Here is a 15,962-nt window from a genome sequence, read left to right as displayed (position 1 = left end):
ACGGCCCGGTACGCGCCGAAGATCGAGGTGGACGACCCCTGGGGCTACGGCCGCTCCCTGGAGTGGGCGACCTCCTGCCCGCCGCCCCGGCACAACTTCGTCACCCTGCCCAAGATCCGCTCCGAGTCCCCCGCCTTCGACCTCCACCACCCCGACGTCGCGGCCATCGACCAGGCGGAGAACGTGGGACGCCGGGACATCGCCGACGTCACCCCGGAACGGAAGGGTGACATGGGGTGACGGTGCGCTGGTCACCAAACTGATCGCAAACCATCCCCAAACGGTGTAATCCCGACGTCGAAGGGAACATGATTCGGACGTGGGCGCACGCCGACCACTGTCTGGATCTTGGGAGGACGACATGGCCACGCACGGGAAGAACAAGACCGGCGCCGTCCGGGACGACGAGCTCAAACAGGAGATGGAGGGCGAGCTCCGCGCGGGCCGGTCGACCCACATGGAAGAAGCGCAGGAACTCCAGCCCTCGGGCGAGGACCAGCCGGACGTGGACCGGGCGCCGAACACCACGCTCACCGGCGGCACCCCTCCGGGGATGGACCAGGAGGACGTCGAGCTGCGCAGTGAGCTGGCCCGGCACCTGGGCAAGGAGATCTACCCGGCCGACCGCGACACCGTGCTCGACACGCTGCGCGAGAACAACGCGCCCGACCGCCTGCTGAACCTGGCCGAGCGGCTGCCGGCCGGCCAGGAGTTCCGGAACGTCCAGGACATCGCCCGGGCACTCGGACTGGGCGTGGAGGACGTCACCCACCGCACCTGACGGCAAAGGTCCGCCGGACACCGCTCCCCCCGCCCGGACGGCACCCGCCCGGAGCCCGAGGGCTCCGGGCGGGTTCTCGTCTCCGGGGCCGGACGGACGCCCGCAAGGCGCGGACGGTCCGCGAGGACCACCCGAGAAACACCCGAGAAGCGCCCGAGAACCGCTCGGGACCACACAGGACAAGGAGTGAAGGACGGACATGAGCGACCAGGGCCCGCAGGACCCGACCCAGCGCCACCCGCAGCCGGAGTTCCCCCAGCAGGACCAGCCGCATCCCGGCCTGACCGAACGGATGGAGCCGGAACCCGACCACGGCGAGTCGTCCTACCGCGGCAGCGACCGGCTGAAGGACCGCAAGACGATCATCACCGGCGGCGACTCCGGCATCGGACGCGCCGTGGCCCTCGCCTTCGCCCGGGAGGGCGCGGACGTGCTGTTCACCTACCTCGCCGAGGAGGAGAAGGACGCCCGGGAGACGGTCCGGTTGGTCGAGGAGGCCGGGCGGACGGCGATCCCTCTGCTGTGCGACATCCGCGAGGAGTCCGAGTGCCGCCGCCTGGTGGACCGCGCGGTGTCGGAGTTCGGCCGCATCGACGTCCTGGTGAACAACGCCGCCTTCCAGATGGCGCAGTCCGAGGGCATCGACGGCATCGACACCGAGCAGTTCGACCGGACGATGCGCACCAACCTGTACGGGATGTTCTGGCTGTGCAAGTTCTCCCTGCCCCACATCCCGGCGGGCGGCAGCATCATCAACACCACCTCGGTGCAGGCGTACAAGCCCAGCGCCCACCTGCTCGACTACGCCACGACCAAGGGCGCCATCGTCAGCTTCACCCAGGGTCTCGCGCAGAACCTCGCCGAGCGGGGCATCCGGGTCAACGCCGTGGCGCCGGGCCCGGTGTGGACGCCGCTGATCCCCGCGACCATGCCCGACACCTCGGAGTTCGGCAAGCAGTCCCCGCTGGGGCGTCCGGCCCAGCCCGCTGAGATGGCCCCGGCCTATGTCTTCCTGGCGTCCCAGGAGGCGAGCTACATCACCGCCGAGATCGTCAACGCGACCGGGGGCACCCCTCTGCCGTGAGGCGGTGCCGCCGATTCCGGGGCCGGGTCCGCGTCGGGCCCGGCCCCGCGTGCGTGTGGCCGCCGAATGGCCCTACTCCTTTCGGGTAGGCGGAAGTTGACGGGACAAAACCCCGCAGACCAGTCATCACGACCGAGACACGACCGAGAGAAGGGATGCCGGATGTCCAAGGTCGAGGAGTCGATCGAGGTCCATGTTCCGGTGCGCACCGCGTACGACCAGTGGACACAGTTCGAGACCTTCCCCCGATTCATGGAGGGTGTCGAACGGGTCGAGCAGAAGACCGACACCCTGACCCACTGGGTGACGAAGGTCGCCGGTGCGAAGCGGGAGTTCGACGCCCGCATCACCGAGCAGATCCCGGACGAGCGGGTGGCGTGGACGACGGTCGACGGCGAGGCCCGGCAGGCCGGTGTGGTCACCTTCCACCGCCTGGACGAGAACCGGACCAAGGTGATGCTCCAGATGCACCACGACCCCGAGGGCCTGGCGGACACCGTCGGCGACAAGCTCGGTGTGGTCCGCCACCGCGTCAAGGGCGACCTGAAGCGGTTCAAGGAGTTCATCGAGAAGCGGGGCGCGGAGACGGGCGCCTGGCGCGGCCGGGTCTGACCCGCGTTCCCCGTCCGACCGCCGGGCTCCTCTTCCCCATCCTCGAAGCGGTCGGATTCCCGCGGCGGCCCGCGGAGCACACCGTGTGCTCCGCGGGCCGCCGCGTGTGTGCGCGTCCGTCGCCCGGTCCTCGACTCCTCGGATTCCTCGGATTCCTCGCGCGCCGGGGCGGCGCGGCCGGCGGCGGAGGGGCGCCGGGGGCGCTTCCCTCCGCCGCCGAAGACGTCGAAGAAGGCCAGGACGTCGAAGACGTCGAGGACAGCGTCACCGCTCCGTCGAGGGCTCCTCCGCGCCGTCGCCCTCCGGCTCGTCGGGGAGGATCGAGGGCACCGCCAGCCGGCGGACCAGCGGGGTCGCGACGGCGCCCAGCGCCGTGGCCGTGGTGATCGAGCCCAAGGCGATGCCCCAGCCGACGGGACCCAATGGGGTGCAGCCGAAGAACTGGCTGACCCCGGGCGTCTGGATGACCGCCGCCAGGACCACGGCCGAACCGAGGCCGGCCATCAGGACGTTGCGGTCCAGTCCCCCGGTCAGCAGCGTCTGGGCGAGCTGGGTGCCGACCACCGAGGCCAACGCCACCGTGCCGGCGCGGCGCCTGCGCCCGGTGAGCCGGGCCGCTCCCCAGGCCAGCCCCGCGCCGAGCGTGGTGGTGGCGCCGCGCAACAGCACCTCTCGGGACAGGCCGGTGCCCAAGGAGCGCTCCGGTCCCTCGCTCAGCAGCCGCTCCCCGGCTTCCGTCGCCGGCTCGCGCACCGCGATGGCCAGCGCCGGGGCGAGGTCGGTGAGGAGGTTGACGAGCATGATCTGCCGGGCGTTCAGGGGCGAGCTGCCGGTCAGGGAGGCGGCCAGCACGCTGAAGGCGACCTCGCCGAGGTTGCCGCCGAGGAGAATGGCCAACGCGTCGCGGACCGAGCCCCACATCGCGCGGCCCTCCAGCAGCGCGGCGATGATCGTCTCCAGCCGGTCGTCGCTGACCACCAGGTCGGCGGCGGCGGTCGCGGCGGGCGTGCCGCGCCGCCCCAGCGCGATGCCGACGTCCGCCAGGCGGATGGCGGGAGCGTCGTTGGCCCCGTCGCCGGTCATCGCCACCACCCGGCCGATGCGCTGGTACGCCTGAACGATGCGGACCTTGTGGTGGGGGCTGCACCGGGCGATCACGTCCAGGGTGGGCAGCAGTTCGTCGAGTTCCTCGTCGCTCAGTTCGTCTATCTCGGCGCCCGTGCACACCTTCTGGTCCGGGTCCTCGCTGACGGTGGCGGCGATGGCGTCGGCGGTGGCGGGGTGGTCGCCGGTGAGCATGACCGTCTGCACTCCGGCCGCGCGCAGCCGCGCGGTGGCCGGGGCGGCGCCGGAGCGCACCGGGTCGGCGAGGGTGACGAAGCCGAGGAAGGTCAGATCGGCGACGGTGTCGTCGGTGAGGTCCTCGTCTCCCCGCAGCCGGCGTTCGGCCACCGCCAGGACGCGGCGCCCGGCCCCGGCCAGCTCCTCGGCTCCGGCGGCGAGCCGCTTCCGGGCGGCGTCGTCGAGTTCGCTCTCCCCGCCGCCCTCGCTCCCGCCGCGCCGGCGGGAGCAGCGCTCCAGGACGTTCTCGGGCGCGCCCTTGACGCTGAGCAGCGTGCCGCGCGTGGTGCGACCCACGGTGGCGTGGTAGGCGCGGGACGGCTCGAACGGCAGGGCGTCGGTGCGCCGCCACTGCGGGGCGCCCTGGCGCACGGCCACCTTCGCGCGCCGTGCCCCCACCACCACCGCGCGGTCGGTCTGGTGCTCCATGGGCTCGGACGGGCGGGCGGGCGGGGTGGCGCGGAGCGCCGCGGCGAGGATCGCCTTGCAGTTGGCGTCCAGCCGGTCGGCGGGCAGGTCGCGTTCGCCGTCGCTGACGGTGGCGAGCTGGAGCTCGCCCTTGGTGAGCGTCCCGGTCTTGTCGAAGCACAGCACATCGGCACGGCCGAGCGCCTCGATCGTGCGGGGGTTGCGCACCAGGGCGCCGTGGTCGGCCAGCCGCCGGGCGGCGGCCAACTGGGCGGCGTTGACCAGCAGCGGAAGCCCCTCGGGGACGGAGGCGACGGCCAGGTTCACCGCGGAGGCGAGCGTGTCGGCCAGTCGGCGGCCGTGCAGCAGACCGGCTCCGACGACCGGGACCGCCGAACCGAGCGCCAGGGGAAGGCTGGTCTTGGTCAGGGCCGTCAGGCGGGACTCCACACCGGTCGCGGGAGCCTTCTGGCGGGCGGTGGCCAGGCTGCGGCCGACCTCGGTGGCGGACCCGGTGGCCACCACCACGGCCACCGCGGTGCCCGCCGAGACGGTGGTGCCCTCGTAGAGCATGGAGTGGCGGTCGGCGATCTGCGCGGCGACGACCGGCGCCGGGTCCTTGGACACCGGCAGGGACTCGCCGGTCAGGGAGGACTCGTCGACCTCCAGCCCCTCCGCCTGGAGCAGCCGGCAGTCCGCGGGCACCACTTCCTGGGAGCGCAGCACGATGACGTCGCCGGGCACCAGGTCACCGGCGGCCACCAGGCGTTCGGTACCACCCCGCCGGACCCGTGCGCCGATCGCCGAGCGGGCGAACAGCTCCGCCAGCGCCCGGTCGGTCCGCACCCGCTGGACGGCGCCCACCAGGGCAGAGGCTCCGGTGATGCCCGCCACCAACGCGGCGTCGGTCTGCGAGCCCACGGCCGCCGAGAGGGCGGCTCCCGCGGCGAGCACCGGGGTGAGGGGGTTGGCCAGTTCCTCGATGAACGCCGCGGGCAGGCTGATGCCCCTCGGCTGTTCGGAGGTCGTCCCCTTGGCCGCCCGGGCCTCGGCCTCCTCCCGCTCCAGGCCCCGGTCGGTGGTGCCCAGCCGCTCCAGGACGCGGTCGGCGGGCATCAGGTGCCAGGGGGTGGTCTCCACCGGCGGGGTGACGGGCCGGGACAGCAGTTGCCGAGCGCGCCAGGTACCCAGACAGAACGCCGCGGTACCGGCGGTGGTGCCCGCCGCGGCGCTCCGGGACATCGCCTGCCACGGGGGCGCCTGGAGCGCGGCGATCGCGCCGACACCGCTGCCGCCCGCGGCCAGGATGCGGCTCTCGCGGTCGACCTGGGAGGCCACGCCCACCGCGTCCACCATCAGGCCGACCGCCTCCAGGTCGGTGCCGACCAGGACGTGCGCGCCCCAGGGCGCCGGCTCGCCGTCCCGGTGCACGCCGATCCCGCAGTCGGCGGCGGCCAGCGCCCGGCGGTCGCCGGACACCAGCAGCACCACCGCGCCGTCCCGTTGCAGTCCGCGCACGGACTCGGCGAGACGGTCGCCGCCGGGGACGACCTCGTCGGCGAAGCCGAACGCGGGTTCCGGACGGACGGAGGCGAGCACCACACGGGCTCCCGCGCGGCGGGCCGCGGCGGCCACGGCGTCCGCGCCCGGGGCCTTCTGCCGAGCCAGCCCCGCCACGGCCATCAGCCGCCTGCCCCTGGCCAGGCCCAGGACGCGTTCGCTGCCCTGCTTCCGCAGTCGTCGCGCGGCCTGCGTTCCCTTGCGGCCGGTCAGCTCCAGCTCCTCCAGCTCCCCCAGCACCCAGCCGTCCTCGTCGCGGTGGGTGGCGCCCGCGCTCTCCGGAGCGAAGAGCGCGAAGATCCGCTCGGCCGTCTCCCGGGGGTCCGCGTCCTCCATCGGCACCAGGTCGGCCAGTTCGTGGTGGCTGCTGCTCAGCGCCTCCTCGTCCAGCAGGACGGTGTCCAACTGTCCCAGCCGCCGCAGCACGGTCCGGTCCATGACCATGGCGCCCCGCAGCGCCAGGGCGCGGCCGAGCGTGGTGGCGAAGCCCTCTCGGCCGGCGTCCGGGGCCTTGGGGACGCCGGAGAGCGCCACCGCCAGTCCGCGCCGCGGTCCCGCGAACGGCACCGCCGCGGCTCCGGCCAGGGCGCTCGCCGCCATCGACCGTTCGGCGTAACTGTCGGTGGCGTCACGGGGGGCGGGCTCGGGGCGCTCCGCCACGATGGGGCCGGCCGCGGCGTCCTGTGGGCCGCTCACCAGCCTCGGCTCGGCCTCCTCCCAGGCCCGGCGGTGCGCGCCCGCCTCACGCCACTGGGCCGCGCGCTGGACGACGTCGAGCATCAGTCCGCCGCCGCGCGTGGCCACGCCCTGGACCAGCGCGGAGACCACCGGCAGCAGCGACTCGGCCCGCTCCGGGTCGTGCAGTCCCACGTCGATCAGGTGCCGCAGCCTCGGATGGCGGATGACGGCGCCGGTGATCGCCGCCACCTCGGGCGGCAGCGGTGTCCAGGGAGCCACCCGGTTGACGGTGGACAGCCCCAGCCCCAGGACGTCGGCGGCGAGGGCGGTGACCGACTGGCGGGTCTTCGGCCCCTCGCAGGGGTGGTGCGGTTCCTGGCACCACTCGCCGTGCTCCTCCTCGCAGGGGACCGCGGTCTCGGCGCGCTCCACCAGTTCCACCAGTTCGCGCTCGGGCGGGGGCGGCGACGCCAGCGCCACCACCACCCGCCCCGACGGCGCGTTCACCCGCGCCCAGAGCACCTGGGGGTGCCCTTCCAGATTGCGTTCCACCCGGCGGGCGAGCCGCTCGCCCTCGGAGTTGTTCAGCCCGTGTACGGCGATGTAGCAGCGTCCCGGCCGGGTCCACACCGCCCGTCCGGGCAGTCCGACGAGCCGGCCGGCCAGCTTCCCGGCGGTGCCCACGGCCTCCCGGGCTCCCACCGCCACACCGTCCGACACCAGCCCGAGCACAGGTGGGACCGGCACACGCAGACCCGACAGCAACGACATCGACCGTGCCCTTCCGACCGCGAACCGACGAAACGTCCGGCACCCCCGCGAGGTCGGGGGCGGGGGCCCGAGGCTCGTCGCCCGCACGGGTCCGCGCGGTCTCGTCGTCCGGTCCGGGCACGTCCCCCACCGAAGGAGTCCCACGCTCCGGATAACCCCATCCGCCCGGCTCACACCTGCGGAACCGGCCGCGGCGGTTCTCCTCCGCATCCCTTCGCTCCCCCGCTTCCCGCGCGCCCCTCGTGAACAGGCACACCCCGGGCAAGTGACGTCGTCGGCGACGTGTCGTGACGCTCCGAGCGGGAAACCCGAACCGCGAGACAGACGCACCGAGACAGCAGCGTGGCCCGGCCCGCCGGCCGGGCCAGCGGGATGGACATCTATGACCAGCGGGTACATGGGTCCCGAGAGCTTCGGCCGGGATCCGCTCGGAGAGTTCCTCGCGCGCTTCCTGGGTGCCGCGTCGAGCGGGCAGCGGTCCGGCCCCCGATACTTCGACTTCGTCCGTCTGATGAGCGAGCCCGCCCGGCAGCTCGTCTCGTCCGCGGCGTCGTACGCGGCCGAGCACGGCAGTTCCGACCTCAACACCGAGCACCTGCTGAGGGCGGCGCTCACCACCGATCCGACCCGCGCCATGGTCTCCCGCGCCGGGGGCGACCCCGACACGATCGTCGCCGAGATCGACCGGCACGCGGGGGACGGTCCGCGACGCACCTCCATCTCCGTCAGCCCCGCCGTCAAACGCGCGCTGATGGACGCCCACGACGTGGCCCGGACCTCGGGGGTGTCCTACATCGGGCCCGAGCACATCCTGGTGGCGCTGGCCGCCAACCGGGACTCCGCGGCCGGCCAGATCCTCAACGCCGCCCACTTCGACGCCCGCTCCGGCCTTCCGGAGAACTACCAGGCCGGGCCGGGTCCGGGTGAGCCGCAGCCCGCGCCGGGCGTCCGCCCGGGGCGGGGCGGGCCGAGCGGCACGCCGAACCTGGACAAGTACGGTCGGGACCTGACCGAACTCGCCCGCGACGGCCGTATCGACCCGGTGATCGGCCGTGACGAGCAGATCGAGCAGACCATCGAGATCCTGGCCCGGCGGGGCAAGAACAACCCCGTGTTGATCGGCGAGGCGGGCGTCGGCAAGACCGCGATCGTGGAGGGACTGGCGCAGCGCATCGCCGACGGTGACGTGCCGGACAACCTGCTGGGCCGCCGCGTCATCCAGCTCGACATCGGCAGTCTGGTCGCCGGCACCCGTTACCGGGGTGACTTCGAGGAGCGGCTCACCGGCGTCATCGACGAGATCCGCGCCCACTCCGACGAGCTGATCGTCTTCATCGACGAGCTGCACACGGTCGTGGGCGCCGGTGGCGGCGAGAGCGGTTCGATGGACGCCAGCAACATGCTCAAGCCGCCGTTGTCCCGGGGTGAGCTGCACGTCATCGGCGCCACCACGCTGGAGGAGCACCGCCGCCACATCGAGAAGGACGCCGCGCTGGCCCGCCGCTTCCAGCCCGTCCTGGTGCCCGAGCCCACCACCGCCGACGCCGTGGAGATCCTGCGGGGGTTGCGCGACCGGTACGAGGCCCACCACCAGGTGCGCTACAGCGACGAGGCGCTGCTGGCCGCCGTGGAGCTGTCCGACCGCTATCTGACCGACCGCTTCCTGCCGGACAAGGCGATCGACCTGATGGACCAGGCCGGCGCGCGGGTGAGGCTGCGCTCCTCCACCCGGGGCACGGGCGTGCGCGCGCTGGAGCACGAGGCCGAGCAGTTGCGGCGGGACAAGGACCAGGCCGTCGCCGACGAGGACTACGAGCGGGCCAAGGAGCTGCGCGACCGCCTCGTCGAGGTGGAGCGGAAGATCGAGGAGGGGGACGGCGCGCACCCGCCGGTGGTGGGCGACCGCATCGCCGAGGTGACCGTCGACGACATCGCCGACATCGTCTCCCGGCAGACCGGGATCCCCGTCAGCACGCTCACCCAGGAGGAGAAGGCCCGGCTGCTGGGCCTGGAGCAGCACCTGCACCAGCGGATCGTCGGCCAGGACGAGGCCGTCTCCGTCGTCGCCGAGGCCGTGCTGCGCTCCCGTGCCGGGCTGTCCAGCCCCGACCGGCCGATCGGCAGCTTCCTCTTCCTCGGCCCCACCGGCGTCGGCAAGACCGAACTCGCCCGCGCCCTGGCCGAGGCGCTGTTCGGCACCGACGACCGGATGGTCCGCCTGGACATGAGCGAGTACCAGGAGCGGCACACCGTCAGCCGGCTGGTGGGCGCCCCGCCCGGTTACGTCGGCCACGAGGAGGCCGGGCAGCTCACGGAGGCGGTGCGCCGCCACCCGTACTCGCTGCTGCTGCTGGACGAGGTGGAGAAGGCCCACCCCGACGTCTTCAACATCCTGCTGCAGGTCCTCGACGACGGACGGCTGACGGACTCCCAGGGCCGCACGGTCGACTTCACCAACACCGTCATCGTGATGACCAGCAACCTCGGCTCGGAGGCCATCACCGGGCGCGGCGGCGCGCTGGGCTTCACCTCCGGCGGCGCGGGCACCGAGGCGGACGAGGAGGCCCGTCGGGAGCGGGTGCTGCGTCCGCTGCGGGAGCACTTCCGGCCGGAGTTCCTCAACCGCATCGACGAGATCGTGGTCTTCCGGCAGCTCTCCGACGAGCAACTGCGGCGGATCACCGACATGTTGCTGGACGAGACCCGGCGGCGGGTGCGCTCCCAGGACGTGGAGATCACCTTCACCCCGCAGGCCGTGGACTGGCTCGCCCGGCACGGCTACCAGCCGGAGTACGGTGCCCGGCCGCTGCGCCGCACCATCCAGCGGGAGGTCGACAACCCGCTGTCGCGGATGCTGCTCGGCGGCGAGCTGGGGCCGCACACCCGGGTGCGGGTGGACGTGGAGGACGGCGGCCTCGTCTTCCACCGGGACACGGCGGCCGACGCCGCGGCGGCGGGGTTGTAGGGCGCCCGTGGCCCCGCCGCGAGGCGGCACGCGCGGGCCGGTCGCGCCTTGCCGCGCCGCGCCTCGCGCCCAACAGGCCGCCGGTGTCGGTGTCGACACCGGCGGCCTCCGGGGTGTGCGGGGCTCCGGCGGTCTCCGAAGCCGCTCGCGTCCACCCGGCGCGTCCACCCGGCGCGTCCGCCCGGTGGTTCTGGCCCGCGGTTCTCTCTCAGTGCCCCTTGCCTCGGCCGGTGAGGGCGTCGCGCAACCGGTCGACCATCCCCGCGCCCCGGTCGAGGATCTTGTTCGCCGGCGGCTTGTCCGGGGCCGCGGGGTGGGGGCGGGTCGGGGCCGTGCTCTTCGCCGTGCGCGCCTTGTCGCCGAGTTCGTTCAGCCGCTCGGGGGTGGCCGCCTGGCGCAGTCGCGGGAAGAGGTTGTCCTCCTCGTCCTGGATGTGGGTGCGGATCTCCAGCATCAACTGGCCCACGAGGCGGTCGAATTCGGGGTCGTCCGCGCCGTGGCCCTCCATGTCCTTCATGATCCGCTCGGCCTTGGCGTGGTCCTCGAGTTCCTTGTCGGCGACCTCGTCGCCGTCCGGCAGGAGGTCGCGCACCACCGGGTACAGGTACTGCTCCTCGGCGACGGAGTGCCGGACCAGTTCCATGACGGCCTGGTCCGCGTACTCCTTGCGCCGTTCGTCCCCCGCCGGCAGCGCCTCGATCCTGCCGAAGATCTCCTCGACCTCGCGGTGGTCGGTGGTCAGCTCGTGGATGATGTCTCCGCCGTGTGCCATGGGCCGCACGTTCCTTTCACTCGCCCGCTGTGACTGTCGTGTCCGCGCGGCGGCGGACACGGCACCGTGTTCCCGCGGTACCGGCCTCCACGCAGGCCGTCCCCCGGTCGGCTCCTCCCGCGGGCGGACCACCGGGCCGACGCGGGGGAGGCGGGCATGCCGACGCGGGGTCACGGCTCCAGGGCCCTGACCCCGCGTCGGCACACGGACCGCCGTCGGCGGCCGTGCCCCGTTCACCGGCCGTGCGGCTACTTCTGCGTCAACATGCCCTCCCGCAGTCGCGCCAGAGCCCTGCTCAGCAGACGGGAGACGTGCATCTGCGAGATTCCCAGTTCGGCCCCGATCTCCGACTGCGTCATGTCCCCGCCGAAGCGCATCCGCAGGATGCGTCGGTCGCGTTCGTCGAGCTGCTCCATCAACGGCTTGAGGGCCTGGAGGTTCTCCACCTTCTCCAAGGCGGGGTCGACGTCCCCGAGCTGGTCGGCCAGCGGGGTGTCCTTGCCCTCGTCGCCCACCGGGAGGTCGAGGGAGCCGGCCACGTAGCCGTTGCTGGCCACCTGCCCCTCGATGACCTCCTCCACCGTCACGCCCATGAACTCGGCCAGTTCCTCGGTGGTGGCGGAGCGGCCCAGCCTGCGGCCGAGTTCCTCGTTGGCCCGGGCCAGTTCGATGCGCAGTTCCTGGAGGCGCCTGGGGACGCGCACGGCCCAGCTCGTGTCACGGAAGAAACGCTTGATCTCCCCCACGATGTAGGGGACGGCGAAGGAGGTGAACTCCACCTCCCGGTCCAGGTCGAACCGGTCGATGGCCTTGATCAGCCCGATGGTGCCGACCTGCACGATGTCGTCCATCGGCTCGGCCCGGTGGCGGAAACGGGACGCGACGTAGTTGACCAGGGTGAGGTTGAGCTCGATGAGGGTGTTGCGCGCGTACTGGTATTCGTGCGTGCCCTCCTCCAGCTCCCTCAGACGTTCGAAGAACAGTTTGGAGAGCTGGCGGGCGTCGCGCGGCGCGACCTTGCCCGCGTCTTCGATTCTCGGCAGATCAGGGAGATCAGGGGAGGTCTTCTCCTGTTCCCGGGCCGGCAAGACGTCACCGTTCGTCAGCTGAACCTCCGGGCTCAGGCTACGCATCATGCCCTCCTCTGTTGACCTGTCATGTGCAGCACGGCGCGTACCCGGACCCGAACGGCTCACACGCCCATCCGGGTGAGGTTTTCCCGGCGGACACCTTATGCCCGCTTAGCGACAGGAACAAAAGTAAGCATATCGGATTTAACGTCCCGCACCAGGTCCGTGAAGGGTCTGCTTACGGCATTCGCCCCCTTGGGTTCGCCCTCGTGGGTTCGCCCTCGTGATTCGCCCCGCTGTCACCCCCGTATCGACGGCGAAGACCCCCGTCGCCTCCCGCTTCGTGTGGAAGCGGGAGGCGACGGGGGTCTTGCGAGCTGCTCGGTCGCCCGGACGCGGGCTCAGCGTCGGGCGTGACGTCCCCGCCCGCGCCCCTGGACGGGGGACGCTCCGTCCACCGCGGGGGCGGCGTCCGGCCCCACTCCGGGAACGGCGTCGGCGACGACCTCGGCGGCGGCGTCGACGGCCTCCGCGACGGGCGCGGCGGCGCGGGACTGACGACGGGCACGCAGGTACTCGAAGACGATCGGGAGCACCGACAGCACCACGATGCCCACCAGGATCATCTCGATGTGGTCGTGGACGAACTGCACCTGTCCGAGCGCCGCCCCGAGCAGCGTCACCCCGGCGCCCCACACCACGCCGCCGATGACGTTGAAGACCACGAAGGAGCGGTAGCTCATCCCGCTGACACCGGCGACGATCGGGGTGAAGGTCCGCACGATCGGCACGAAACGGGCCAGCACCAGCGACTTGGGACCGTGCTTCTCGAAGAAGTCGTGGGCCTTCTCCAGGTTCTCCTGCTTGAAGAACCGGGAGTCCGGGCGCTTGAAGAGGGCCGGCCCGACCTTCCGCCCGAACATGTAGCCGACCTGGTCGCCCAGGACGGCCGCGATGACCACCAGCACGCAGACCAGCCACAGCGGATAGTGGAGGTACTGGTCGGTGGCCACCAACAGACCGGTGGTGAACAGCAACGAGTCACCGGGGAGGAAGAAGCCGAAGAAGAGTCCGGACTCGGCGAAGACGATGCACAGGATGCCGATCAGACCGAACGTCTGGATGAGGTACTCCGGGTCCAGCCAACTGGGACCGAGCGCGAGATTCGTCACGTAGAGCCGCTCCTGGGACGGGCGCATGCGTATGAGGCGAAGCCACAGGCACACGTGCTCGCCCGGGCGTCACGGTGCCGAGTGGCACCAGCGGCTACAACCTACAACGCGCCCGAGGCGGGGCCGGTTCCGGACCTCGAAACCGGCTTCCACGTCCGCCCGTTCGCCCCCGTGCCCCGTCTCCGCGACACGCGACGGCACCGCCCACACAGCGTCGGCGGGCGGTGCCGTGGTACGGACCCGGAGCTAGGGGAGGTACCTCTCGACCGCGGCGGCTCCCTTCTCCTTCAGTTGCCGCTTGGCCCACTCCACCCGTTCCGGTGTGGGCTCGCGCCCGGACAGCCTGACCAGGTCCTCCGGGTCGATCGGCTGGTCGCCGCCGCTGCGCAGTTGCACCGGACGCCGCGGCTCGGAGGACTCATCCTTGTCGTGTTCACCCTTCACAGCGAGCCTCCTTAACGCTCGGTTCGGTCCCGTGGATGGGATCATCGACCGCGTACCCCTCCATATAGGGATGATTCACCCGAATACCTGTCGACGGTCCCGGGCTCCCCCGGGCCCCCTCACGCCCGTCGCTCGCCTTCCGACCGCTCCCGGTCCTCGGGCGCCTCGCCCGAGGAGGCCGGGGAGTCCGAGGAGAACGCGCGGGTGTCCCGCGGCTCGACGTAGGGCTCCTCGTCCTCCCGGTGGCCGGCCTGGATGGCCCGTCCGCGCTGCATCTCGGCGTCGAACTCCTGGCCGAGGAGGATCACGATGTTGGTGATCCACAGCCAGATCAGGAAGATGATCACGCCCGCCAGGCTGCCGTACGTCTTGTTGTAGCTGCCGAAGTTGGCGACGTAGAAGGCGAAGCAGGCCGACGCCAAGACCCACAGCAGCACGGCCAGGAGACTGCCGGGCGTGATCCAACGGAAGCCGCCGTGCCGGACGTTGGGCGCCGCCCAGTACAGCAGCGCGATCATCAGGCTGACCAGGATGACCAGCGCGGGCCACTTGGCGATGTTCCACACGGTCACCGCCGTGTCGCCCAGGCCGACGAGGTCGCCCACGCGCCGGGACAGGTCTCCGGTGAGGACGACCGCGAACGAGCTCAGCGCCAGCATCACCAGCAGGGCGATCGTGACGCCCAGGCGCACCGGAAGCTTCTTCCAGATCGGCCGCCCCTCCTCGATGTCGTACACCGCGTTGGAGGCGCGCATGAAGGCGGCCACATAGCCCGAGGCCGACCAGAGGGCCACGGCGACACCGATGATCAGCGCGAGCCCGGCCCCGGCCTGGTTGTTCTGGAGCTGCTCCAGCATGTTCACGAGGATGTCGCGCACCTCCCCGGGGGCCAGGGTGGCGACGTTGTCGATCAGGGGCTGGATCGCGGACTTGCCGACCACCCCCAGGACGGACACCAGCGCGAGCAGGGCGGGGAAGATCGACAGGACTCCGTAGTAGGTGAGGGCCGCCGCCCAGTCGGTGAGGTTGTCGTCCTTGAATTCGGCGACCGTGCGCTTCAGCACGCCCTTCCAGGACCTCTTCGGCAGGTCGCTCAACTCGTCCGGGGTCCGGTCGGACGCGCTCCGCTCGTCCTTCCTGATCCTGTGTTTGCTCATGGTGGCACCTCTCCGGGACGCCCGGACGGGCCGCCCTCACGGATGACGGACGGCCCCGGGCGTCCCGGACCGTCGAGGACGGTCCGCGGATGGTCAGTGCGCCGAACCGGGGCTCTGGCGGCGGGTCTCGTCCTTCACCGTCCGTCCGGACTGCTGCGCCTGTCCCTTGACCTGTTGCGCCTGGTCACGCGCCTCCTCGGCGGTGACGCGGGCGGCCTCGCCGGCCGTTCCCTTGACCTGTTCGGCCGCCTGCTGCGCGGTCCGGGTGGCGTCCTCCTTCAGACGCTCCGCCGACTCCATCGCCGCGCCCTTGACGGGTTCGGCCATGCCGCCCGCCTTCTCGGACAGTCGGCCCATGGCCTCCTGCTCGGTCCGCGAGCTGCGCATCATCGAGGCGGCCAGCGCTCCGGCGCCGAAGGCGATCATCCCCGCGGCCAGCGGGTTGCCCTGGGTCTTGCGGGCGGCGTGCTGGGGTGCCGCCTTCACCGCCCCACCCGCCTGTTCGGCGCCCGCGCGGGCCTTCTCGGCCGTCTGTTCGGCGCTCTCGCGCATCGACTCCGCGGTGTGCCGCGCGCCGTCGGAGGTGGTTCCCATCACTCGCTCCCGTACTCCGGTCATCCTGTCGCGCATCCGCTCGGTCCGGCGGCGCACGGCGTGGCGGGGGTTGGCGTGCTCGGCCAGCCTCGTCACGTCCTGGGAGAGCTCCTCCCTGGTCATGTCGATCTGCGCCCTCAGCGTGTCGGGTGACGTGCCCATTCAGCGTCCTCCTTGAGCGTCTGGACCGTGCGTTCGGGTTTGGGGGAGACCTCGCGCATCCGGGAGCGCCCCATCATGTAGAGCACGAGGGCGGCCACCGCCCACACGGCGGTGACGATGAGCGCCGCCCAGCCCCAGTCCATGACGTTGGCCAGCCCGAAGACGATGGCCAACGAGGCGAACAGGGCGGTCATGTACCCGGCGAACCCGGCGCCGCCGTACATGCCGGCGGCCTTGCCCGCCTTGGTCGCCTCCTCCCGGACCTCGGCCTTGGCCAGTTCGATCTCCTGACGAAGCAGCTTCTGAGCGTCCGATGTGACCGCGGACAGCAGTTCGCCGATCGAGGCGTCCTCGCGCTCACGGCCGGGACGCTCGGTGGTGTGGGCCATCG

Annotated in this window: 12 protein-coding genes and 1 pseudogene; 5 read left to right on the top strand and 8 right to left on the bottom strand. The window is 72.2% G+C overall.

Translation table 11 applies throughout. From position 1 onward, the window contains the following. The 4 genes and pseudogenes from IF47_RS0122980 to IF47_RS0122965 all read left to right on the top strand — a co-directional run. Positions 1-240: pseudogene (locus IF47_RS0122980) on the top strand (aa3-type cytochrome oxidase subunit I); the annotation flags it as partial. A gap of 121 nt (positions 241-361) precedes the next feature. Next, positions 362-781, top strand: a complete 420-nt coding sequence (locus tag IF47_RS0122975; protein ID WP_031510862.1) for a DUF2795 domain-containing protein — start codon at positions 362-364, stop codon at positions 779-781. Positions 782-980: 199 nt separating this feature from the next. Continuing rightward, complete coding sequence (locus tag IF47_RS0122970) at positions 981-1,865, top strand: SDR family oxidoreductase (RefSeq protein ID WP_031510861.1); 885 nt, start codon at positions 981-983, stop codon at positions 1,863-1,865. A 162-nt stretch (positions 1,866-2,027) separates the two neighbouring features. Further along, the gene (locus IF47_RS0122965) at positions 2,028-2,477 is read left to right on the top strand and encodes an SRPBCC family protein (RefSeq protein WP_031510860.1); all 450 of its coding nucleotides are present in this window, start codon (positions 2,028-2,030) and stop codon (positions 2,475-2,477) included. Positions 2,478-2,741: 264 nt separating this feature from the next. On the opposite strand, the gene IF47_RS0122960 is transcribed toward IF47_RS0122965, so the two are convergent. Beyond that, positions 2,742-7,211: a cation-translocating P-type ATPase gene (locus IF47_RS0122960; RefSeq protein ID WP_245641202.1), complete on the bottom strand. Its 4,470-nt coding sequence runs from the start codon at positions 7,209-7,211 to the stop codon at positions 2,742-2,744. A gap of 406 nt (positions 7,212-7,617) precedes the next feature. Between IF47_RS0122960 and IF47_RS0122955 the strand changes: the two genes are divergently transcribed. Next, positions 7,618-10,200 (top strand): ATP-dependent Clp protease ATP-binding subunit, encoded by a 2,583-nt coding sequence (locus IF47_RS0122955; protein ID WP_031510857.1) that lies wholly within the window; start codon positions 7,618-7,620, stop codon positions 10,198-10,200. Positions 10,201-10,408: 208 nt separating this feature from the next. Here IF47_RS0122955 and IF47_RS0122950 read toward each other — a convergent pair whose 3' ends face one another. From IF47_RS0122950 to IF47_RS0122920, 7 genes are all read right to left on the bottom strand, one after another. Next, a complete protein-coding gene (locus IF47_RS0122950) occupies positions 10,409-10,972 on the bottom strand; it encodes a hemerythrin domain-containing protein (RefSeq protein WP_031510856.1) in 564 nt (187 codons plus the stop codon). A gap of 248 nt (positions 10,973-11,220) precedes the next feature. Next, on the bottom strand, positions 11,221-12,105 hold the full coding sequence (locus IF47_RS0122945) for an RNA polymerase sigma factor SigF (RefSeq protein WP_078592052.1): 885 nt from the start codon (positions 12,103-12,105) through the stop codon (positions 11,221-11,223). A 338-nt stretch (positions 12,106-12,443) separates the two neighbouring features. Continuing rightward, complete coding sequence (locus IF47_RS0122940) at positions 12,444-13,214, bottom strand: DedA family protein (RefSeq protein WP_031510853.1); 771 nt, start codon at positions 13,212-13,214, stop codon at positions 12,444-12,446. A 246-nt stretch (positions 13,215-13,460) separates the two neighbouring features. Further along, positions 13,461-13,658 (bottom strand): hypothetical protein, encoded by a 198-nt coding sequence (locus tag IF47_RS0122935; RefSeq protein WP_031510852.1) that lies wholly within the window; start codon positions 13,656-13,658, stop codon positions 13,461-13,463. Positions 13,659-13,777: 119 nt separating this feature from the next. Next, a complete protein-coding gene (locus IF47_RS0122930; RefSeq protein WP_078592045.1) occupies positions 13,778-14,815 on the bottom strand; it encodes a YihY/virulence factor BrkB family protein in 1,038 nt (345 codons plus the stop codon). Between the two features lie 93 nt (positions 14,816-14,908). Continuing rightward, positions 14,909-15,571 carry a DUF3618 domain-containing protein gene (locus IF47_RS0122925; RefSeq protein WP_031510849.1) on the bottom strand — a complete coding sequence of 221 codons (663 nt, stop codon included), beginning with the start codon at positions 15,569-15,571 and terminating at the stop codon, positions 14,909-14,911. Further along, on the bottom strand, positions 15,547-15,960 hold the full coding sequence (locus IF47_RS0122920; protein ID WP_031510848.1) for a phage holin family protein: 414 nt from the start codon (positions 15,958-15,960) through the stop codon (positions 15,547-15,549). The genes IF47_RS0122925 and IF47_RS0122920 overlap by 25 nt, the downstream gene beginning before the upstream one ends. Positions 15,961-15,962 lie beyond the last annotated feature (2 nt).

The organism is Streptomyces megasporus (genome assembly GCF_000718985.1).
Classification (GTDB): domain Bacteria; phylum Actinomycetota; class Actinomycetes; order Streptomycetales; family Streptomycetaceae; genus Streptomyces; species Streptomyces megasporus.
This window is presented reverse-complemented; position numbering and strand designations above follow the sequence as displayed.

Excerpts from the sequence above, each read along its gene's own strand:
- IF47_RS0122975 (WP_031510862.1), top strand. The coding sequence starts at position 362 with ATGGCCACGCACGGGAAGAACAAGACCGGCGCCGTCCGGGACGACGAG.
- IF47_RS0122950 (WP_031510856.1), bottom strand. The coding sequence starts at position 10,972 with ATGGCACACGGCGGAGACATCATCCACGAGCTGACCACCGACCACCGC.
- IF47_RS0122955 (WP_031510857.1), top strand. The coding sequence starts at position 7,618 with ATGACCAGCGGGTACATGGGTCCCGAGAGCTTCGGCCGGGATCCGCTC.
- IF47_RS0122925 (WP_031510849.1), bottom strand. The coding sequence starts at position 15,571 with ATGGGCACGTCACCCGACACGCTGAGGGCGCAGATCGACATGACCAGG.
- IF47_RS0122920 (WP_031510848.1), bottom strand. The coding sequence starts at position 15,960 with ATGGCCCACACCACCGAGCGTCCCGGCCGTGAGCGCGAGGACGCCTCG.
- IF47_RS0122930 (WP_078592045.1), bottom strand. The coding sequence starts at position 14,815 with ATGAGCAAACACAGGATCAGGAAGGACGAGCGGAGCGCGTCCGACCGG.
- IF47_RS0122945 (WP_078592052.1), bottom strand. The coding sequence starts at position 12,105 with ATGCGTAGCCTGAGCCCGGAGGTTCAGCTGACGAACGGTGACGTCTTG.
- IF47_RS0122970 (WP_031510861.1), top strand. The coding sequence starts at position 981 with ATGAGCGACCAGGGCCCGCAGGACCCGACCCAGCGCCACCCGCAGCCG.
- IF47_RS0122965 (WP_031510860.1), top strand. The coding sequence starts at position 2,028 with ATGTCCAAGGTCGAGGAGTCGATCGAGGTCCATGTTCCGGTGCGCACC.